This window comes from Streptomyces sp. NPDC096132 (assembly GCF_044763345.1).
Lineage (GTDB): Bacteria > Actinomycetota > Actinomycetes > Streptomycetales > Streptomycetaceae > Streptomyces.
Map to the genome: position 1 here is coordinate 169,041 of NZ_JBIWGA010000007.1, position 20,294 is coordinate 189,334.

18 protein-coding genes and 1 riboswitch are annotated in these 20,294 nt (G+C 70.8%); of the genes, 17 read left to right on the plus strand and 1 reads right to left on the minus strand.

Annotation, left to right across the window (positions count from 1 at the left end):
• Positions 1–2: 2 nt before the first annotated feature.
• The 16 genes from ACIRF9_RS18690 (at position 3) to ACIRF9_RS18765 (ending at position 16,686) form a co-directional block, all read left to right on the plus strand.
• Positions 3–848 (plus strand): glycosyltransferase family 2 protein, encoded by an 846-nt coding sequence (locus ACIRF9_RS18690; protein WP_403823614.1) that lies wholly within the window; start codon positions 3–5, stop codon positions 846–848.
• 99 nt (positions 849–947) lie between these two features.
• Entirely contained in the window at positions 948–1,877 is a 930-nt protein-coding gene (locus ACIRF9_RS18695) for an ABC transporter permease (RefSeq protein WP_403822888.1), read from the plus strand.
• Positions 1,870–2,649, plus strand: coding sequence for an ABC transporter ATP-binding protein (locus ACIRF9_RS18700; RefSeq protein WP_403822891.1), 780 nt, complete (start codon positions 1,870–1,872; stop codon positions 2,647–2,649). Before ACIRF9_RS18695 ends, ACIRF9_RS18700 begins: the two co-directional genes overlap by 8 nt.
• Positions 2,650–3,009: 360 nt before the next feature.
• A complete protein-coding gene (gene hpnC / locus ACIRF9_RS18705) occupies positions 3,010–3,912 on the plus strand; it encodes a squalene synthase HpnC (RefSeq protein ID WP_403822893.1) in 903 nt (300 codons plus the stop codon).
• Positions 3,909–4,859, plus strand: a complete 951-nt coding sequence (gene hpnD, locus ACIRF9_RS18710) for a presqualene diphosphate synthase HpnD (RefSeq protein ID WP_403822896.1) — start codon at positions 3,909–3,911, stop codon at positions 4,857–4,859. Before hpnC ends, hpnD begins: the two co-directional genes overlap by 4 nt.
• On the plus strand, positions 4,859–5,029 hold the full coding sequence (locus tag ACIRF9_RS18715) for a DUF6380 family protein (RefSeq protein ID WP_403822899.1): 171 nt from the start codon (positions 4,859–4,861) through the stop codon (positions 5,027–5,029). The genes hpnD and ACIRF9_RS18715 overlap by 1 nt, the downstream gene beginning before the upstream one ends.
• Positions 5,026–6,426: a hydroxysqualene dehydroxylase HpnE gene (gene hpnE / locus ACIRF9_RS18720; protein WP_403822902.1), complete on the plus strand. Its 1,401-nt coding sequence runs from the start codon at positions 5,026–5,028 to the stop codon at positions 6,424–6,426. Before ACIRF9_RS18715 ends, hpnE begins: the two co-directional genes overlap by 4 nt.
• 74 nt (positions 6,427–6,500) lie before the next feature.
• Complete coding sequence (locus ACIRF9_RS18725) at positions 6,501–7,565, plus strand: polyprenyl synthetase family protein (protein WP_403823617.1); 1,065 nt, start codon at positions 6,501–6,503, stop codon at positions 7,563–7,565.
• Between the two features lie 119 nt (positions 7,566–7,684).
• The gene (gene shc / locus ACIRF9_RS18730; protein WP_403822905.1) at positions 7,685–9,718 is read left to right on the plus strand and encodes a squalene--hopene cyclase; all 2,034 of its coding nucleotides are present in this window, start codon (positions 7,685–7,687) and stop codon (positions 9,716–9,718) included.
• On the plus strand, positions 9,719–10,360 hold the full coding sequence (locus ACIRF9_RS18735) for a 1-hydroxy-2-methyl-2-butenyl 4-diphosphate reductase (RefSeq protein WP_055635841.1): 642 nt from the start codon (positions 9,719–9,721) through the stop codon (positions 10,358–10,360).
• 5 nt (positions 10,361–10,365) lie between these two features.
• Entirely contained in the window at positions 10,366–11,388 is a 1,023-nt protein-coding gene (hpnH, locus tag ACIRF9_RS18740; RefSeq protein ID WP_403822909.1) for an adenosyl-hopene transferase HpnH, read from the plus strand.
• Positions 11,389–11,392: 4 nt separating this feature from the next.
• Positions 11,393–12,550 carry a flavodoxin-dependent (E)-4-hydroxy-3-methylbut-2-enyl-diphosphate synthase gene (ispG, locus tag ACIRF9_RS18745; protein WP_403822912.1) on the plus strand — a complete coding sequence of 386 codons (1,158 nt, stop codon included), beginning with the start codon at positions 11,393–11,395 and terminating at the stop codon, positions 12,548–12,550.
• A gap of 27 nt (positions 12,551–12,577) precedes the next feature.
• The gene (gene dxs / locus ACIRF9_RS18750; protein ID WP_403822915.1) at positions 12,578–14,479 is read left to right on the plus strand and encodes a 1-deoxy-D-xylulose-5-phosphate synthase; all 1,902 of its coding nucleotides are present in this window, start codon (positions 12,578–12,580) and stop codon (positions 14,477–14,479) included.
• Entirely contained in the window at positions 14,476–15,861 is a 1,386-nt protein-coding gene (locus tag ACIRF9_RS18755) for an aspartate aminotransferase family protein (protein WP_403822918.1), read from the plus strand. Before dxs ends, ACIRF9_RS18755 begins: the two co-directional genes overlap by 4 nt.
• A gap of 73 nt (positions 15,862–15,934) precedes the next feature.
• Positions 15,935–16,567 carry a helix-turn-helix domain-containing protein gene (locus tag ACIRF9_RS18760; protein ID WP_403822921.1) on the plus strand — a complete coding sequence of 211 codons (633 nt, stop codon included), beginning with the start codon at positions 15,935–15,937 and terminating at the stop codon, positions 16,565–16,567.
• Positions 16,564–16,686, plus strand: coding sequence for a DUF6126 family protein (locus ACIRF9_RS18765; protein ID WP_390849426.1), 123 nt, complete (start codon positions 16,564–16,566; stop codon positions 16,684–16,686). Before ACIRF9_RS18760 ends, ACIRF9_RS18765 begins: the two co-directional genes overlap by 4 nt.
• 19 nt (positions 16,687–16,705) lie before the next feature.
• On the opposite strand, the gene ACIRF9_RS18770 is transcribed toward ACIRF9_RS18765, so the two are convergent.
• Positions 16,706–17,503: a tyrosine-protein phosphatase gene (locus tag ACIRF9_RS18770; RefSeq protein ID WP_403822925.1), complete on the minus strand. Its 798-nt coding sequence runs from the start codon at positions 17,501–17,503 to the stop codon at positions 16,706–16,708.
• A gap of 221 nt (positions 17,504–17,724) precedes the next feature.
• Here ACIRF9_RS18770 and ACIRF9_RS18775 point away from each other — a divergent pair, with 221 nt between their 5' ends.
• Positions 17,725–19,830, plus strand: coding sequence for an alpha-galactosidase (locus ACIRF9_RS18775; RefSeq protein WP_403822928.1), 2,106 nt, complete (start codon positions 17,725–17,727; stop codon positions 19,828–19,830).
• Between the two features lie 304 nt (positions 19,831–20,134).
• A riboswitch (cyclic di-AMP (ydaO/yuaA leader) is annotated at positions 20,135–20,293 on the plus strand.
• Position 20,294: the final 1 nt, after the last annotated feature.

Here is a 20,294-nt window from a genome sequence, read left to right on the forward strand (position 1 = left end):
CCATGGGCAACCGCCCCGACGAGCTCCGAGCCCTGATCGACTCGGTCGCCAAGCAGGACGGCGACCCGGTCCAGGTCGTCGTGGTCGGCAACGGCTCGCCCGTCCCGGACGTCCCCGAGGGCGTCAGGACGGTCGAGCTGCCCGAGAACCTGGGCATCCCCGGTGGCCGCAACGTCGGCATCGAGGCCTTCGGCCCCAGCGGCCGCGACGTCGACATCCTGCTCTTCCTCGACGACGACGGCCTGCTCGCCCACCACGACACCGCCGAGCTGTGCCGCCGGGCCTTCGGGGCCGACCCGAAGCTGGGCATCGTCAGCTTCCGCATCGCCGACCCGGACACCGGCGTCACCCAACGCCGGCACGTCCCCCGGCTGCGGGCCTCCGACCCGATGCGCTCCTCCCGGGTCACCACCTTCCTGGGCGGCGCCAACGCCGTTCGTACGAAGGTCTTCGCAGAAGTGGGCGGACTGCCGGACGAGTTCTTCTACGCCCACGAGGAGACCGACCTGGCATGGCGGGCCCTCGACGCGGGCTGGATGATCGACTACCGGTCCGACATGGTGCTGTACCACCCCACGACCGCGCCCTCGCGGCACGCGGTCTACCACCGGATGGTCGCCCGCAACCGGGTCTGGCTGGCCCGCCGCAACCTGCCGGCCGTGCTGGTCCCCGTCTATCTCGGGGTCTGGCTGCTGCTCACGCTGGCGCGCCGCCCCTCGCGGTCCGCCCTGAAGGCGTGGTTCGGCGGCTTCCGGGAAGGCTGGACCACATCGTGCGGTCCGCGCAGGCCCATGAAGTGGCGTACGGTGTGGCGGCTGACCCGACTGGGCCGCCCCCCGGTCATCTGACAAGCTCGTCCCTGAGGGCTCCCGGACCTGACCGCGAGCCCCCCGGCTCATGCCGGCCCCGTCAAGGCCGCGCATCCCGAAGACGAAAGTTTCCTACTTGTGAGTGAGACAACGCATGACGGCGGAGTCGCGGTGAGTGCGCCTCCGTCGCCCGACGAGGGCCTCACGGCCGCGCAGCTGGCCGCCAAGTACGGGCTGGCCGTGAGCGGCGCCCGGCCCCCGGTGCGGGAGTACGTCCGCCAGCTCTGGGGCCGGCGCCACTTCATCCTGGCGTTCTCCCGGGCGAAGCTGACCGCCCAGTACAGCCAGGCCAAGCTCGGCCAGCTGTGGCAGGTGGCGACGCCGCTGCTGAACGCGTTCGTGTACTTCATGATCTTCGGCGTGCTGCTCAACGCCAGCCGAGGGATGTCCAAGGACGTGTACATCCCGTTCCTGGTCACGGGCGTCTTCGTGTTCACCTTCACCCAGAGCTCGGTGATGAGCGGCGTACGGGCGATCTCCGGCAACCTCGGCCTGGTGCGCGCCCTGCACTTCCCGCGCGCCTCGCTGCCGATCTCCTTCGCGCTGCAGCAGCTCCAGCAGCTGCTGTACTCGATGCTGGTGATGTTCGTCGTCGTGATCGGCTTCGGCAGCTACCCGGACGCCTCCTGGGCGCTGATCGTGCCGGTGCTGATCCTGCAGTTCGCCTTCAACACCGGACTGGCGCTGATCTTCGCCCGGGCCGGCGCGAAGACCCCCGACCTGGCGCAGCTGATGCCGTTCGTGATGCGGACCTGGATGTACGCGTCCGGCGTGATGTTCTCCATCCCCGTCTTCCTCGCGGACAAGCCGCAGTGGGTGGCGAACGTCCTGCAGTGGAACCCGGCGGCCATCTACATGGACCTCATGCGCTTCGCGCTCATCGAGGAGTACGGCGCCGAGAACCTCCCCGACCACGTCTGGGCCGTCGCCGGCGCCTGGGCCCTGCTGATGGCGGTCGGCGGCTTCCTGTACTTCTGGAAGGCGGAGGAGAGGTACGGCCGTGGCTGACCAGATTCCGGGGCAGCGCATTCCCACCGTCATCGCCGACGACGTGCACATCGTCTACCGCGTCAACGGCGCCAAGACCGGCAAGGGCAGCGCCACCGCCGCCCTCAGCCGCATCCTCAAGCGCGGCGAGGAACGCGGTGTGCGCAAGGTCCACGCGGTGCGCGGCGTCTCCTTCGTCGCCTACCGGGGCGAGGCCATCGGCCTGATCGGCTCCAACGGCTCCGGCAAGTCCACCCTGCTGCGCGCCATCGCCGGTCTGCTGCCGCCGGAGAGCGGCAAGGTCTACACCGACGGGCAGCCCTCGCTGCTCGGCGTGAACGCGGCGCTGATGAACGACCTCACCGGCGAGCGCAACGTCATCCTCGGCGGCCTGGCCATGGGCATGGCCCGGGAGCAGATCAAGGAGCGCTACCAGGAGATCGTCGACTTCTCCGGCATCAACGAGAAGGGCGACTTCATCACCCTGCCGATGCGCACCTACTCCTCCGGCATGGCGGCCCGGCTGCGGTTCTCCATCGCGGCCGCCAAGGACCACGACGTCCTGATGATCGACGAGGCGCTGGCCACCGGCGACCGCAAGTTCCAAAAGCGCTCCGAGGAACGCATCCGGGAACTGCGCAAGCACGCGGGCACGGTGTTTCTGGTCAGTCACAGCAACAAGTCGATCCGCGACACCTGCGACCGCGTCCTGTGGCTGGAACGCGGCGAACTCCGCCTCGACGGACCCACGGAAGAGGTCCTCAAGGAGTACGAGAAGTTCACGGGCAAGTAGCCGGGATCGACCTGGGCCCTGCCGGAACTGCCCGGTGGGGCCCCGCGTCTGCAAAGGAAGCGTCAACTCCTGGCCGCCGTAGGAATCTTGACACCAATCGGTGTGTTGTTGTGATCTGCGGGACACCCGCGCGAACCTCGCTGCGTTGTACAACGTAAGCTGTGACAGGTCCCGAAACGCGTCAAGTGGGGCGATAATGCGCGACACCCTTGGTCGGGGCTGCCGTGCGGACGGCCGGGCGGCGTGTCCGAAATAGTGTGTCTTGGGTCGGCGGTGTAGAACGGGAGATGTGACGGCAATGGCTACGGAAACTCCCCAGCTCAACGCAGCATGTGCCGTCCCTGCCCCGGGCAGTAAACGATGACGGCGCCGACCGTGTCCCGCACCGGCGACGTGGAGCGCGGCACCCTCGACAAAGCCGCGGACGAGAACTTCCCGGTGGCCCCGTTCTTCCTCCCCAGGGCCTGGCGCGAGGACCTGACGGCCGTCTACGGCTTCGCCCGCCTCGTCGACGACATCGGCGACGGCGACCTCGCCCCCGGCGGCACCGACGCCCGCCTGCTCGGCGTTTCGGCCACCGACGCCGAGGACCGGCTCCTCCTCCTCGACGCCTTCGAGGCCGACCTCCGGCGCGTCTTCGACGGCGAGCCCCGCCACCCCCTGCTGCGCCGCCTGCGCTCCACGGTCCACCGCCGCGCCCTCACCCCCGAACCGTTCCTCGCGCTGATCGCAGCCAACCGCCAGGACCAGCTCGTCAAGCGCTACGAGACCTACGACGACCTCCTCGCCTACTGCGAGCTCTCCGCCAACCCCGTGGGCCGCCTCGTCCTCGCCGTCACCGGTACCGCGACCCCCGAGCGGATCCGCCGCTCCGACGCGATCTGCACCGCACTGCAGATCGTCGAACACCTGCAGGACGTGGCCGAGGACCTCGGCCGCGACCGCGTCTACCTGCCCGCCGCGGACATGAAGCGCTTTCACGTCCAGGAGGCGGATCTCGCCACGAAAAGCGCGGGCGCATCCGTGCGCGCCCTGGTTGCGTACGAAGCGCAACGCGCCCGCGAACTCCTGAATGAAGGCGCCCCCCTGGTGGGTAGCGTCCACGGCAGGCTGAGGCTGCTGCTCGCAGGTTTCGTGGCGGGGGGAAGGGCGGCAATCCACGCGATCGCCGCCACCGAATACGACGTACTTCCCGGCCCGCCCAAGCCCGGCAAGCTCCGGTTGCTGCGCGAGGTGGGCGTGACCCTGCGAGGAGAGGGGTGATCCGGACCGTGGAGTCGTCACCGCACGTGTCCGCACCGGTACTCGCCGCCTACAGCTACTGCGAGGCCGTCACCGGGCAGCAGGCCCGGAACTTCGCCTACGGCATCAGGCTGCTGCCCACCGCCAAGCGCCGCGCGATGTCGGCGTTGTACGCGTTCTCACGCCGCGTCGACGACATCGGCGACGGTGCCCTGGCGGCCGACGTCAAGACCGCCCGGCTCGAGGACACCCGCGCGCTGCTCACCCGGATCCGGGCCGGTGAGGTCGACGAGGACGACACCGACCCCGTCGCGGTCGCCCTCGCCCACACCGCCCGCGCCTTCCCGGTCCCGCTGGGCGGCCTGGACGAACTGATCGACGGCGTCCTGATGGACGTACGCGGCGAGACCTACGAGACCTGGGACGACCTGAAGGTGTACTGCCGCTGTGTGGCGGGCGCCATCGGACGCCTCTCGCTCGGCGTGTTCGGCACCGAACCGGGGGCGCGCGGCGCCGAACGCGCGCCGGAGTACGCGGACACGCTCGGGCTCGCACTCCAGCTGACCAACATCCTCCGGGACGTCCGCGAGGACGCGGCGGGCGGCCGGACCTATCTGCCCGCCGACGACCTCGCCAAGTTCGGCTGCTCGGCCGGGTTCGACGGGGCGCGCCCGCCGGAGGGCTCCGACTTCGCGGGGCTCGTGCACTTCGAGGTGCGCCGGGCCCGCGCCCTGTTCGCCGAGGGCTACCGGCTGCTGCCCATGCTCGACCGGCGCAGCGGCGCCTGTGTCGCCGCCATGGCCGGCATCTACCGCCGCCTCCTCGACCGCATCGAACGCGACCCCGCGGCCGTACTGCGCGGCCGGGTCTCGCTGCCCGGCCGGGAGAAGGCCTACGTCGCCGTGCGCGGCCTGTCGGGCCTGGACGCCCGGCACGTCTCCCGCCAGACCGTCAGGAGGCACGCCTGATGGACGCCCTGGGAGACACAGTGGACCAAGGTGATGCCGCCGGAGAAAACGCAGGAACCACGGAAAAGCGGCACGCAACCCTCCGCAACGGCGCGGCGTCCCTGACTGCAACGACCCGCCGTGCAGAGTTCACCTACCACGGCGGGACCGCAGGGGAGGGTGCACGATGAGCGAGGAGCGGCAGGCCGCGGACGGGCGCCACACCGTCGTCGTCGGCGGCGGGCTCGCCGGCGTCACCGCCGCGCTCGCGCTCGCCGACGCGGGTGTGCGCGTGACGTTGCTGGAGGGCCGGCCCCGCCTGGGCGGTCTGGCCTTCTCCTTCCGGCGCGGCGAACTGACCGTCGACAACGGCCAGCACGTCTACCTGCGCTGCTGCACCGCCTACCGCTGGTTCCTCGACCGCGTCGAGGGCAGCGCGCTGGCACCGCTGCAGGACCGTCTCGACGTGCCCGTCGTCGACGTCGCGAAGCCCGAGGGGCGACGGCTGGGCAGGCTGCGGCGCGACGCGCTGCCGGTGCCCCTGCATCTGGGGCGCAGCCTCGCCACGTATCCGCACCTCTCGCTCGCCGAACGCGCCAAGGTGGGCCGGGCCGCGCTCGCGCTCAAGGGGCTCGACCTCGCCGATCCGGCCCTGGACGCACAGGACTTCGGCAGCTGGCTGACCGCGCACGGCCAGTCGGCGCGCGCCGTCGAGGCCCTGTGGGACCTGGTCGGGATCGCCACCCTCAACGCGGCCGCGGGCGACTCCTCGCTGGGGCTCGCCGCGATGGTGTTCAAGACCGGTCTGCTGTCCGACCCGGGCGCGGCCGACATCGGCTGGGCGCACGTCCCGCTGGGCGAACTGCACGACGGGCTGGCCCGCAAGGCGCTCGACTCCGCGGGCGTGCGCACCGAGGTCCGTACACGCGTCACCTCCGTCTCCCCCGACGAGAACGAGACGTGGAGCGTTCAGGTTCCCGGCGAGACGCTCACCGCGGACGCCGTCGTCCTCGCCGTACCGCAGCGCGAGACGTACGACCTGCTGCCGGCCGGGGCGCTCGACGCCCCCGAACGGCTGCTGGAGATCGGCACCGCGCCCATCCTCAACGTCCATGTGGTCTATGACCGCAAGGTGCTGGACGCCCCGTTCCTCGCGGCACTGGGCACGCCCGTGCAGTGGGTCTTCGACCGCACCGACGCCTCCGGGCTGCGCGAGGGCCAGTACCTCGCGCTGTCGCAGTCGGCGGCGCACGACGAGATCGACACCCCCGTCGCCGAGTTGCGCGAGCGCTATCTGCCCGAACTGGAACGGCTGCTGCCGGGCACGCGCGGCGCCGAGGTGAGGGACTTCTTCGTCACCCGGGAGCGCACGGCGACGTTCGCTCCCGCCCCCGGCGTCGGGCGCCTGCGTCCCGGCGCCCGCACCCAAGCCCCCGGCCTGTACCTGGCCGGTGCGTGGACCGCCACAGGGTGGCCCGCGACCATGGAGAGTGCGGTCCGCAGCGGCGTGAGTGCGGCGGACGCCGCGCTGAGCGCCCTCGGCCGGCCCCGACCAACCCGCCTCTTCGCGTTCGAGGAGGCGGCCTGATGCTCGATCAGCACGGCTCGGCACACCCCCGCACCCCCTCCGGTACCGCAACAAGAGGAGAAACTGTGCCCACTGTGCCCCCGGCCTCGCCGGCCGCTCACAGGACCGCGGTGGACGTGACCGCGCTCCTGGAGCGCGGCCGCACCCTGGCCACACCGGTGCTCCGGGCCGCCGTCGACCGGCTGGCGCCGCCCATGGACACGGTCGCCGCCTACCACTTCGGCTGGATCGACGCCCACGGCAACCCGACCGACGGCGACGGCGGCAAGGCCGTACGTCCCGCGCTCGCCGTGCTCTCCGCCGAGGTCACCGGCGCCGCCCCCGAGGTCGGGGTGCCCGGCGCGGTCGCCGTGGAGCTGGTCCACAACTTCTCGCTCCTGCACGACGACCTGATGGACGGCGACGAGCAGCGCCGCCACCGCGACACCGTCTGGAAGGTGCACGGCCCCGCCCAGGCCATCCTGGTCGGCGACGCCCTGTTCGCCCTCGCCAACGAGATCCTCCTCGAACTCGGCACCGCCGAGGCCGGCCGCGCCACCCGCCGGCTGACCACCGCCACCCGTGCCCTGATCGACGGTCAGGCCCAGGACATCTCCTACGAGCACCGCGACCGCGTCAGCGTCGAGGAGTGCCTGGAGATGGAGGGCAACAAGACCGGCGCCCTGCTGGCCTGCGCCAGCTCCATCGGCGCCGTGCTCGGCGGCGCCGACGAGCGCACCGCCGACACCCTGGAGAGGTACGGGTACCACCTCGGCCTGGCCTTCCAGGCCGTCGACGACCTCCTCGGCATCTGGGGCGACCCGGTCTCCACCGGCAAGCAGACCTGGAGCGACCTGCGCCAGCGCAAGAAGTCCCTGCCGGTCGTGGCCGCCCTCGCGGCGGGCGGCCCCGCCTCCGAGCGGCTCGGCGAGATCCTCGCCGCCGACGCCAAGAGCAGCGACTTCGAGAACTTCTCCGAGGAGGAGTTCGCGGCCCGCGCGGCCCTCATCGAGGAGGCGGGCGGCCGTGAGTGGACCGCGGAGGAGGCACGCCGTCAGCACACCATCGCCATCGAAGCCCTGAACGCCGTCGACATGCCCGAGCAGGTGCGGGCCCGGTTCACGGCGCTCGCCGACTTCGTCGTCGTACGAAAGAGATGAGCACTATCGGTCGAATAGTCCTCGCGTAGTCGCCGGCCGGTGCAGCGAGGCGAGAGACGCACCGGCCGACGGCGTTCCCACAGCAGCACGACTTCGCACGACTGCACGAAGGGGAAGCCATGACAGCGACGACCGACGGAAGCACCGGGGCGGCCCTGCCGCCCCGGGCGGCCGCGGCCAGCGAAACCGACATCACCATCCCCGTGGCGGCCGGGGTACAAGAAGCCGCCGAACGCGCGGTGCGGCGCGCCACCGACTTCCTCCTCGCCCGGCAGGACGTCGAGGGCTGGTGGAAGGGCGATCTCGAGACCAACGTCACCATGGACGCCGAGGACCTGCTGCTCCGTCAGTTCCTGGGCATCCGGGACGAGGCCACCACGCAGGCCGCCGCCCTCTTCGTCCGCGGCGAGCAGCGCGACGACGGCACCTGGGCCACCTTCTACGGCGGCCCGCCCGAACTCTCCGCCACCATCGAGGCGTACGTCGCCCTGCGCCTGGCCGGGGACGCCCCCGACGCGCCCCACATGGCCAAGGCCTCCGCCTGGATCCGGGACCACGGAGGCATCGCCTCGGCCCGGGTCTTCACCCGCATCTGGCTGGCCCTGTTCGGCTGGTGGAAGTGGGAGGACCTGCCCGAACTCCCGCCGGAACTCCTGTACTTCCCCAGGTGGTTCCCGCTCAGCATCTACAACTTCGGCTGCTGGGCCCGGCAGACCATCGTCCCGCTCACCATCGTCTCGGCGAAGCGCCCGGTGCGCCCGGCGCCGTTCCCGCTCGACGAACTCCACACCGACCCGGCCGACCCCAACCCGCCCAAGCCCCTCGCTCCGGTGAACAGTTGGGACGGGCTCTTCCAGCGGCTCGACAAGGTCGTCCGCGGCTATCGCACGGTCGCGGTGCGCAGGCTGCGCAAGGCCGCCATGAACTCCGCCGCCCGCTGGATCATCGAGCGGCAGGAGAACGACGGCTGCTGGGGCGGCATCCAGCCCCCGGCCGTGTACTCGATGATCGCCCTGCACCTGCTGGGCTACGACCTCGAGCACCCCGTGATGCGCGAGGGGCTGAAGTCGCTGGATCGTTACGCCGTGTGGCGCGAGGACGGCGCCCGGATGATCGAGGCCTGCCAGTCGCCGGTGTGGGACACCTGCCTGGCGACCATCGCGCTCGCCGACGCCGGACTGCCCGACGACCATCCGCAACTGGTCAAGGCCGCCGACTGGATGCTCGGCGAGCAGGTCGTGCGGCCGGGCGACTGGTCCGTACGCAGGCCCGGACTCCCGCCGGGCGGCTGGGCGTTCGAGTTCCACAACGACAACTACCCCGACATCGACGACACCGCCGAGGTCGTCCTGGCGCTGCGCCGGGTCCGCCACCACGACCCGGAGCGGGTGGAGAAGGCGATCGGGCGCGGGGTGCGCTGGAACCTCGGGATGCAGTCGAGGAACGGCGCGTGGGGCGCCTTCGACGTCGACAACACCAGCCCGTTCCCCAACCGGCTGCCGTTCTGCGACTTCGGCGAGGTCATCGACCCGCCGTCGGCCGACGTCACCGCACACGTGGTGGAGATGCTCGCCGTCGAGGGTCTCTCCCACGACCCGCGCACCCGGCGCGGCATCCAGTGGCTGCTCGCCGAACAGGAGCCGGACGGCTCGTGGTTCGGCCGCTGGGGCGTCAACTACGTCTACGGCACCGGCTCGGTGGTGCCCGCGCTGACCGCCGCCGGACTGCCCACCCACCACCCGGCCCTGCGCCGGGCGGTCGCCTGGCTGGAGCGGGTCCAGAACGACGACGGCGGCTGGGGCGAGGACCTGCGCTCCTACCAGGACGCGTCCCGCTGGAGCGGCCGCGGCGCCTCCACCGCCTCCCAGACGGCCTGGGCGCTGATGGCCCTGCTGGCGGCGGGGGAGAGGCACTCCAAGGCCGTCGAACGCGGTGTCGCCTGGCTGGCGGAGACCCAGCGGGAGGACGGCTCCTGGGACGAGCCCTACTTCACCGGCACCGGCTTCCCGTGGGACTTCTCGATCAACTACCACCTCTACCGGCAGGTCTTCCCGCTGACCGCGCTTGGGCGGTACGTCCACGGGGAGCCGTTCGGCACCAAGGCCCGGCCGGTCTCCGGTGAGGCGGCTTCCTCCGAGGTCAAGGGGAGCTGAATGAGCACGCAGCCCGTCCCGGCCCCGCTGCTGATCGCCTGTGCGCTCGGCATCGAGCACCTCGCCCTGCGCATGGGCGACCGCAGCGGGGCCGGCGGGCCCGTCACCGTCCTGCGCACGGGCATGGGGCCCAAGGCGGCCGAACGCTCCGTCACCCGGGTCCTCGCCGACCCGGTGCTCGGCGGGGCGGCCGTCCTGGCCACGGGCTTCTGCGCCGGGCTCGCCCCCGGCATGCACCCCGGCGACCTGGTCGTCGCCGAGGAGACCCGCGACCCGCGCGGCACCGTGCCGTGCGTGGGCACCGAACTGCTCGTCAAGGAACTCGTCCGCACCCTGCCGGGCCGTACCGTCCACACCGGCCCCCTCACCGGCTCCGACCACGTCGTACGCGGTCACGAGCGGGCCGATCTGCTCGCGACCGGCGCCATCGCCGTCGACATGGAGTCGGCGGCCACGCTCCTGAGCGCCGTGCGCGCGGACGGACGCCCGGTTGCGGCCGTCCGAGTGGTCGTGGACGCTCCAGAACATGAACTGGTCCGGATCGGCACGGTGCGCGGTGGAATATCGGCTTTCCGTGTCCTTCGTTCCGTCCTGCCTGCATTCTTCGAATGGCACCGTAATGTGCTGCTCCCCCGGAGGTGAGCCGAATGGCCATGCCGCTGCGCCAGTCCATCAAGGTCGCTACCTACCTGGCCGAACAGAAGATCCGCAAGCGTGACAAGTTCCCGCTGATCGTCGAGCTGGAACCGCTCTTCGCCTGCAACCTCAAGTGCGAGGGCTGCGGCAAGATCCAGCATCCGGCGGGAGTGCTCAAGCAGCGCATGCCCGTCGCCCAGGCCGTGGGCGCGGTGCTGGAGTCCGGTGCGCCGATGGTGTCCATCGCGGGCGGTGAGCCCCTGATGCACCCTCAGATCGACGAGATCGTGCGGCAGTTGGTGGCACGCAGGAAGTACGTCTTCCTGTGCACCAACGCCATGCTGCTGCGCAAGAAGATGGACAAGTTCACGCCCTCTCCCTACTTCGCCTTCGCGGTGCACATCGACGGCCTGCGGGAGCGCCACGACGAGTCGGTGGCGAAGGAGGGCGTGTTCGACGAGGCAGTGGCAGCGATCAAGGAGGCCAAGCGGCGCGGCTTCCGGGTGACCACGAACTCGACCTTCTTCAACACCGACACCCCGCAGACCATCATCGAGGTGCTGAACTTCCTCAACGACGACCTCAAGGTCGACGAGATGATGATCTCGCCCGCCTACGCCTACGAGAAGGCGCCCGACCAGGAGCACTTCCTGGGCGTGGAGCAGACCCGCGAGCTGTTCAAGAAGGCCTTCGCGGGCGGCAACCGGCGCCGCTGGCGGCTGAACCACTCCCCGCTGTTCCTGGACTTCCTGGAGGGCAGGGTCGACTTCCCGTGCACGGCGTGGGCGATCCCGAACTACTCGCTCTTCGGCTGGCAGCGCCCCTGCTACCTGATGAGCGACGGGTACGTGCCGACGTACCGGGAGCTGGTCGAGGAGACCGACTGGGACAAGTACGGCCGGGGCAAGGACCCGCGCTGCGCCAACTGCATGGCGCACTGCGGCTACGAGCCCACCGCCGTCCTCGCCACCATGGGCTCGCTCAAGGAGTCGCTGCGCGCGATGCGCGAGACGGTCTCCGGAAACCGGGAGTGACGCCATGACCGCCGTCTCCCTGGGCGTCCCGGAGGTGCCGGCCCGGCCGGTCGCCGAGCGGCGTGTGTCGCGGCGGATCCACGTCGGCCCGGTGGCGGTCGGCGGCGGGGCACCGGTGTCGGTGCAGTCGATGACGACGACCCGTACGTCCGACGTCGGCGCGACCCTGCAGCAGATCGCCGAGCTGACCGCGTCCGGCTGCCAGATCGTCCGCGTCGCCTGCCCCACGCAGGACGACGCGGACGCCCTCGCGACGATCGCGCGCAAGTCGCAGATCCCGGTGATCGCGGACATCCACTTCCAGCCGAAGTACGTGTTCGCCGCGATCGAGGCGGGCTGCGCGGCGGTCCGCGTGAACCCGGGCAACATCAAGCAGTTCGACGACAAGGTCAAGGAGATCGCGAAGGCGGCGAAGGAGCACGGCACGCCCATCCGGATCGGTGTCAACGCCGGCTCGCTGGACCGCCGCCTGCTCCAGAAGTACGGCAAGGCGACCCCGGAGGCCCTGGTCGAGTCCGCGCTGTGGGAGGCGTCCCTCTTCGAGGAGCACGACTTCCGGGACATCAAGATCTCGGTCAAGCACAACGACCCGGTCGTGATGATCGAGGCGTACCGCCAGCTGGCCGCCCAGTGCGACTACCCGTTGCATCTGGGTGTGACGGAGGCGGGCCCGGCCTTCCAGGGCACGATCAAGTCGGCGGTCGCCTTCGGGGCCCTGCTGAGCCGGGGCATCGGCGACACCATCAGGGTCTCGCTCAGCGCCCCGCCCGCCGAGGAGGTCAAGGTCGGCATCCAGATCCTGGAGTCGCTGAACCTGCGGCAGCGGCGCCTGGAGATCGTCTCCTGCCCGTCCTGCGGGCGGGCCCAGGTCGACGTCTACAAGCTGGCCGACGAGGTCACGGCGGGGCTGGAGGGCATGGAGGTCCCGTTGCGCGTCGCGGTCATGGGGTGCGTGGTCAACGGCCCCGGAGAGGCACGGGAGGCCGACCTCGGGGTCGCCTCCGGCAACGGCAAGGGGCAGATCTTCGTCAAGGGCGAGGTCATCAAGACCGTCCCCGAGTCGAAGATCGTGGAGACCCTCATCGAAGAGGCGATGAAGATCGCCGAGCAGATGGAGCAGGACGGCGTCGCGGCGGGGGAGCCGGCCGTCACCGTGAGTTGAACAGCACGGACCGAAGGGGGCCCGATCGTGACGATCCTGGAGAACATCCGGCAACCACGTGACCTGAAGGCGCTGTCCGAGCCGGAGCTCGGTGAACTGTCCGAAGAGATCAGGGACTTCCTGGTGCACGCGGTCGCCAGGACCGGCGGACACCTCGGGCCCAACCTGGGGGTGGTGGAACTCACCATCGCGCTCCACCGGGTCTTCGAGTCACCGGTCGACCGCATCCTGTGGGACACCGGCCATCAGAGTTACGTCCACAAGCTTCTGACGGGACGACAGGACTTCTCCAAACTGCGGGGCAAGGGCGGTCTGTCCGGCTACCCGTCCCGCGAGGAGTCCGAGCACGACGTCATCGAGAACAGCCACGCCTCCACCGCCCTCGGGTGGGCCGACGGGCTCGCCAAGGCCCGCCAGGTGCAGGGCGAGAAGGGCCATGTGGTCGCGGTCATCGGCGACGGCGCGCTCACCGGCGGCATGGCCTGGGAGGCGCTGAACAACATCGCGGCCGCCAAGGACCGGCCGCTGATCGTCGTCGTCAACGACAACGAGCGCTCGTACGCCCCCACCATCGGCGGCCTCGCCAACCATCTGGCGACCCTGCGCACCACCGACGGCTACGAGAAGGTCCTCGCCTGGGGGAAGGACGTCCTGCTGCGGACCCCGGTCGTCGGACACACCGTCTACGAGTCGCTGCACGGGGCGAAGAAGGGGTTCAAGGACGCGTTCGCCCCGCAGGGCATGTTCGAGGACCTCGGGCTGAAGTACGTCGGCCCGATCGACGGGCACGACATCAAGGCCGTGGAGTCGGCGCTCAGGCGCGCGAAGCGGTTCCACGGGCCGGTGCTGGTGCACTGCCTGACGGAGAAGGGGCGCGGCTACGAGCCGGCCCTCGCGCACGAGGAGGACCACTTCCACACCGTCGGCGTGATGGACCCCCTCACCTGCGCGCCGCTCGGGCCCGCCGGCGGGCCGTCCTGGACGTCCGTGTTCGGTGACGAGATCGTCCGCATCGGCGAGGAGCGCGACGACGTCGTGGCGATCACCGCGGCCATGCTGCACCCGGTGGGGCTCGGCAGGTTCGCCGAGCGCTTCCCGGACCGGGTGTGGGACGTCGGCATCGCCGAGCAGCACGCCGCCGTCAGCGCGGCGGGCCTGGCGACCGGCGGGCTGCATCCCGTCGTCGCCGTCTACGCCACCTTCCTCAACCGCGCCTTCGACCAGCTGCTGATGGACGTGGCGCTGCACCGGTGCGGGGTGACCTTCGTCCTGGACCGCGCCGGGGTGACCGGCGTCGACGGGGCCTCGCACAACGGCATGTGGGACATGTCCGTCCTCCAGGTCGTGCCGGGACTGCGCATCGCCGCCCCGCGCGACGCCGAACAGCTCCGCGCACAACTGCGCGAGGCCGTCGCCGTGGACGACGCGCCGACCCTGGTCCGCTTCCCGAAGGAGTCGGTCGGGCCCGAGATCCCGGCCGTCGACAAGGTGGGCGGTATGGACGTGCTGCACCGTGCGGAGGACGCGCAGGTGCTGCTGGTCGCCGTGGGCGTGATGGCGCCGGTCTGTCTGCAGGCCGCAGAGCTGCTGGAGTCGCGGGGCATCACGTGCACGGTGGTGGACCCCCGTTGGGTCAAACCGGTCGACCCCGCCCTGCCCGCACTCGCGGCCCGGCACAAGATGGTGGCCGTCGTCGAGGACAACAGCCGTGCGGCGGGCGTCGGTTCGGCGGTGGCGCTGGCCCTGGGGGACGCCGAAGTCGACGTACCCGTACGGCGGTTCGGCATCCCGGAGCAGTTCCTCGCGCACGCCAAACGCGGCGAGGTGCTCGCCGACATCGGCCTCACCCCGGTCGAGATCGCCGGACGGATCGGCGCGAGTCTCGCCGTCAAGGAGGTCGACGGCCCTGTCAAGGAGAAAGACGTATGACCAAGGAGTTCGACCTCGGCGCCCTCCTGGCCGAGCGCGGAGCCGAGCGCTACGAGCTGCACGCCAAGTACCTCAACCACCAGCTCCCGCGCATGCTGCACACTATCGGCTTCGACAAGGTCTACGAGCGGGCCGAGGGCGCCCACTTCTGGGACGCGGACGGCAACGACTACCTGGACATGCTCGCCGGGTTCGGGGTGATGGGCCTGGGCCGCCACCACCCCGTCGTCCGCAAGGCGCTGCACGACGTCCTCGACGCCTCCCTGGCCGACCTCACCCGCTTCGACTGCCAGCCGTTGCCCGGACTGCTGGCCGAACGGCTGCTCGCCCACAGCCCCCACCTGGACCGGGTGTTCTTCGGCAACAGCGGGACCGAGGCGGTCGAGACCGCGCTCAAGTTCGCCCGGCGGGCCACCGGAAAGCCCCGGATCCTCTACTGCGACCACGCCTTCCACGGCCTGACCACCGGCTCGCTGTCGGTCAACGGCGAGGACGGCTTCCGCGACGGCTTCGCCCCGCTGCTGCCCGACACGGCCGTACCGCTCGGCGATCTCGACGCGCTGGCGAGGGAGCTGAAGAAGGGCGACGTGGCCGCCCTGATCGTCGAGCCGATCCAGGGCAAGGGCGTGCACGAGGCCCCGCCCGGCTATCTGCGCGCCGCCCAGGAGCTGCTGCACCGGCACAAGGCCCTGCTCATCGCAGACGAGGTGCAGACCGGCCTCGGCAGGACCGGCGACTTCTACGCCTACCAGCACGAGGACGGTGTCGAGCCGGACCTGGTGTGCGTGGCCAAGGCGCTCTCCGGCGGCTATGTGCCGGTCGGCGCCACGCTCGGCAAGGACTGGATCTTCAAGAAGGTCTACTCGTCGATCGACCGCGTCCTGGTCCACTCGGCGAGCTTCGGCGCCAACGCCCAGGCGATGGCGGCGGGCCTCGCGGTCCTGTCCGTGATGGAGAACGAGCAGATCGTCGCGAACGCCCGGGCCACCGGGGAGCGGCTGAAGTCCCGCCTCGCCGCGCTGACCGAGAAGTACGAGCTGCTCGCCGACGTACGCGGCCGGGGCCTGATGATCGGCATCGAGTTCGGCAGGCCGACCTCGCTCGGGCTGCGCAGCCGGTGGACCATGCTGCAGGCCGCCCGCAAGGGACTCTTCGCCCAGATGGTGGTCGTACCGCTGCTCCAGCGGCACCGGATCCTCACCCAGGTCTCCGGCGACCACCTGGAGGTCATCAAGCTGATCCCGCCGCTGGTCGTGGGCGAACGGGACGTGGACCGGTTCGTCGACGCCTTCACCGAGGTGATGGACGACGCCCACGGCGGGGGCGGCCTGATGTGGGACTTCGGCAAGACGCTGATCAAGCAGGCGGTGGCCAACCGCTGACCGCCGGAGCGGGTGCTTTTGCCTCTGAGGCAAGAAATTTGCCCCAGGGGCAAGAGTGCTGCTGAATGGACGTATGAGTTCGTTTTCGTCCGAGCCCCCCGAGGCCCCGGCGGAACAGGCTGAGGTCCTCCCCGTCGTCGCCCCGCAGCTGCGGTCCCTGCGCCGCAGGGCCGCCCTCACCCTGGAGGCCGCCGCCCGCGCCGCCGGGCTGTCGCCCGCCCATCTCTCCCGTCTGGAGACCGGACAGCGGCAGCCCTCGCTGCCGATGCTGCTCGCGCTCGCCCGGGTCTACGGTACGACGGTCTCGGAACTGCTCGGCGAGACGGTCGCCGACCGGGACGCCGTCGTCCGCGCCACCGACATGGAACCGACCCACGCGGGCGGCTGGACGTACTGGAAGGCCGGCGCGTCCGGGCGGGGCATGCAGGCGCTGCGCGTGCACCTCCCGTACGGCTCCCAGGGCGACATCGTGCGCGTGCACCCCGGGGAGGAGTGGCTGTACGTCCTGCGCGGGCGGCTGCGGCTGCGCCTCGGGGACACCGCCCATCTGCTCGGCCCCGGTGACAGCGCGCACTTCGACTCGCTGACCCCGCACCGCCTCGCCGCGCAGGACCCCGACGGGGTCGAACTGCTCTTCGTCCACACCCTGCTGCAGAGCCCCACGGCCACGCTGTGCCTGGGCCCCACCCCTGGAGAGACGTCATGACCGACATGGAGGAGCGTTTTCCGCGGAGCCTCTGGATCCGGCTGATCATCTACATCGCGGTGGGGCACGTCCTCGCGGCGTTCATCTGGCTGCTGTTCGAGGTGGGGGCCAAGCAGTAGTGCCCGCTCGCGGGCGCCCTCAGTCGAGCAGGCGTCCGCGCAGCCGCTCCCGGCTCTCGGGTGCCAGCCCGAGGCCCCGCTCCAGGTAGATGTCGACGCCGCCCCAGGTCTCCTCGATGGTCTCCATGGCCGCGGTGAGGTACTCCTCCCGGGCGTCGAAGAGGGGGCTGAGCAGCTCCATCACCTCGGGGGTGTAGGCCGTCTCCGGAGAGCCGTTGCGCCGCACCTTGTAGCGGCGGTGCTTGGCGTTGGACTCCAGATAGTCCGCGAGGATCGCCTCGCGCTCCACACCCAGGGCGAGCAGCGTCACCGCGACGGACAGACCGGCGCGGTCCTTGCCGGCCGCGCAGTGCATCAGGGCCGGGACGCCGTCCTCGGCGAGGGAGTGCAGCACGCGCGAGTGCTCGGCCGTGCGCTCCTTGATGATCGTGCGGTAGGAGGCGATCATCCGGCCGGCGGCCTTGCCGTCGCCGAGGATGCCGCGCAGCTGGTCGATGTCGCCGTCGCGGACCAGCTTCCAGAACTCCGAGCCGTCCGCCGGGTCCGACAGCGGCAGGTTCACATTGCGCACGCCCGGCAGCTCGACGTCCGGGCCCTCCAGCTTCTGGTCCGCCGCGTTGCGGAAGTCGAAGATCGTGTGCAGGCCCAGGGAGGACAGGAACGCGGCGTCCTCGTCGGTCGCGTGCGCGAGATGGCCGCTGCGGAACAGCACGCCGTGCCGCACCCGCCGTCCGTCGACGGTCGGCAGACCGCCCACGTCACGGAAATTGCGGACACCGGCCAGTTCGGGCTCGGTCGACGGGATCTGCTGCGTCACGGGGGCTCCCTCCCGGTCGGGCTCCGTCGGCGCGGCTCGTGGTGGCCGGCGGGACCTCCTCGACCATACGACATGGATTCCCGGGGCAACGGGTTGTCCACAGGTGGACGAATCCCTCGTCTCCCCTGGTGAACGGTTTGTCCACAGGCGTTGCAGGACGGGGCATGTGCCCCTGATGATGTTGGGGCTTGATCGCACCTGTTCGAATCAGTGGGGGTTTGATGCCCGAGACCGTGAAGCCCGAGATCGCCGCGGGCGGCCGCACCTGGCTCCTTTCGGGGCCCACGAGCAGCTACGCCCTCCACCTCACCGAGGCCGACGAACTGCTGCACCTGCACTGGGGGCCGAGGATCGCGCTTGCCGACGCGGAGGCCCTCGCCGCCCTCCCCCTCCAGGGCCGCGCCTCCTTCGAGGCCGCCCTGGACGGCCACGAGGAGTATCCGGTGGAGGGCGGTCCCCGATTCGTCCGCCCCGCCCTGTCCGTGCGCACCGCCGAACGCCGCGGCACCGAGTGGACCTTCGAGTCGTACGAGACGGATGAAACGGACGGCGCGGACGGCGCCGAGCTGCGGCTGCGGTTCCGGGACGGTGGGCTGACGATCACCCTGCACTACCGGATGCGGGGCGATGTGCTGGAACGCTGGACGACCCTGGGCAACGAGGGCGAGGAGCCGCTGGAGCTGCTGCGCGCCGACTCCGCCACCTGGACCCTGCCCGAGCGCGACGGCTGGCGGCTGACGCACCTGCACGGCCGCTGGGCCGCCGAGTCCCGGCTCGTCCAGGCCCCCCTCGCCTACGGCGAGAAGGTCATCGGCAGCCGCCGCGGCCACACCGGCCACCAGTACCTGCCCTGGGTCGCCCTCGACACCGACGCGACCGAGGAGCGCGGCGAGGTCTACGGCTGCGCCCTCGGCTGGTCCGGCTCCTGGCGCATCGCCGTCGCCCAACTCCCGGACGCGCGCGTGCAGATCACCGGCGGAGCCGGCCACGACGACTCCGGCCTGCTGCGGCTGGCGGCGGGGGAGTCCTTCACCACCCCCCTCTTCGCCGGCCTGTGGAGCGACGGCGGCTTCGGCGGCGCCAGCCGCACCTGGCACGCCTACCAGCGCGACCATGTGATCCCGCACGCGGAGCAGGACCGGCCGGTGCTGTTCAACTCCTGGGAGGCCACCTTCTTCGACATCTCCGAGGAGCAGCAGGCGACCCTCGCCCGGCGCGCCGCGGCGATCGGCGTCGAGCTCTTCGTGGTCGACGACGGCTGGTTCGGGGCCCGCACCAGCGACCGGGCCGGGCTCGGCGACTGGCGGCCCAACCCGGACCGCTTCCCGAAGGGGCTGAAGCCCCTCGCGGACTACGTGCACGCGCTCGGCATGCAGTTCGGCATCTGGGTCGAGCCCGAGATGGTCAACCCGGACAGCGACCTGTACCGGGCGCACCCCGACTGGGTGCAGTTCCAACCGGGACGAAAGCGGACGGAATTCCGCAATCAGCTCATGCTGAACCTCGCGCGCGAGGACGTCCAGGAGTACCTCTGGCAGCAGCTCGACGGGCTCCTCTCCAGCGCCCCCATCGACTACGTCAAGTGGGACTTCAACCGCTGCTTCACCGACGCCGGCTGGCCGGACGACCCCTATCCGCAGCGCCTCTGGGTCGACCATGTGCGCGCCCTGTACGCCCTCCTGGACCGGCTGCGGGCGGCCCACCCGGGCGTGGCCTTCGAGTCCTGCTCGGGTGGCGGCGGGCGGATCGACCTCGGCATCCTCAGCCGCACCGACCAGGTGTGGACCTCCGACAACACCGACCCGCTCGACCGGCTCGACATCCAGCACGGCTTCAGCCAGATCCACCCCGCGCGCGTGATGGCCGCCTGGGTCACCGACAGCCCCAACGCCCAGCTCAACGGGCGGATCAGCTCGCTGCGCTTCCGTTTCGTCAGTGCCATGGCCGGTGTGCTGGGGGTCGGCGGGGACCTCTCCGAGTGGACCGAGGAGGAGCTCGCCGAGGCCCGGCGGTGGGTCGACCTCTACAAGGAGATCCGGCCCCTCGTCCAGCACGGGGACCTGTACCGGCTGCGCCCCCCGGCGGGCGGTCTGAGCGCCGTCCAGTACGTCCGCGGCGACGAGGCCGTCGTCCTCGCCTGGCTCCAGGCACAGCGGTACGGCGAGCCCGTTCCCGCGCTGAGGCTGCGCGGCCTCGACCCGACAGCATCGTACGAATGCCGCGAAACGGGCGAAGTGCATCGAGGCGCGGTGCTGTTGCATCACGGGCTGCGGACCGGGCTCCGGGGTGACCTTGATGCGACGGTTATCCGCCTGCGCCGGATCTGAGGGTTCTGTCCGAATTGGATCCTTCGTTCCAACTCGCTCTGGAATAAAGGAACCTGGAGAGACATCACGTGAGCAGCGTCATATTCGTGACCGTACGTCGCCCGTCATGTTCACGTAATCAAGGTGCTTTTCCTGGGCGTTAGGCGAAAAGAAGCGTGCTTGATGCACGGAGCGTCACCGGGAATTCTCACAGCGGATCAAGAGAAAGGCATTAACAGGGCAACCTCTGCTTGTTCCTGTGCGTCTGGGTCGCTTACGTTCCAGACCAATCCGGACGGACGCCCAATCCTGCCGCCGCCCGGAGTCCGCACACTTACCCGTACCCGGCAGGAGCGGGGGACCCACAGGTAGAACCGCCTGTTCCGGTCTCCGGAACAGGCTTGGGGTAAAGCCGCGCCTCGGCGCGGCCGGGCATCTCCAGTCCGCACCCGACAGCTCACCTCGCAGGCGCCGGAGAGGAATTC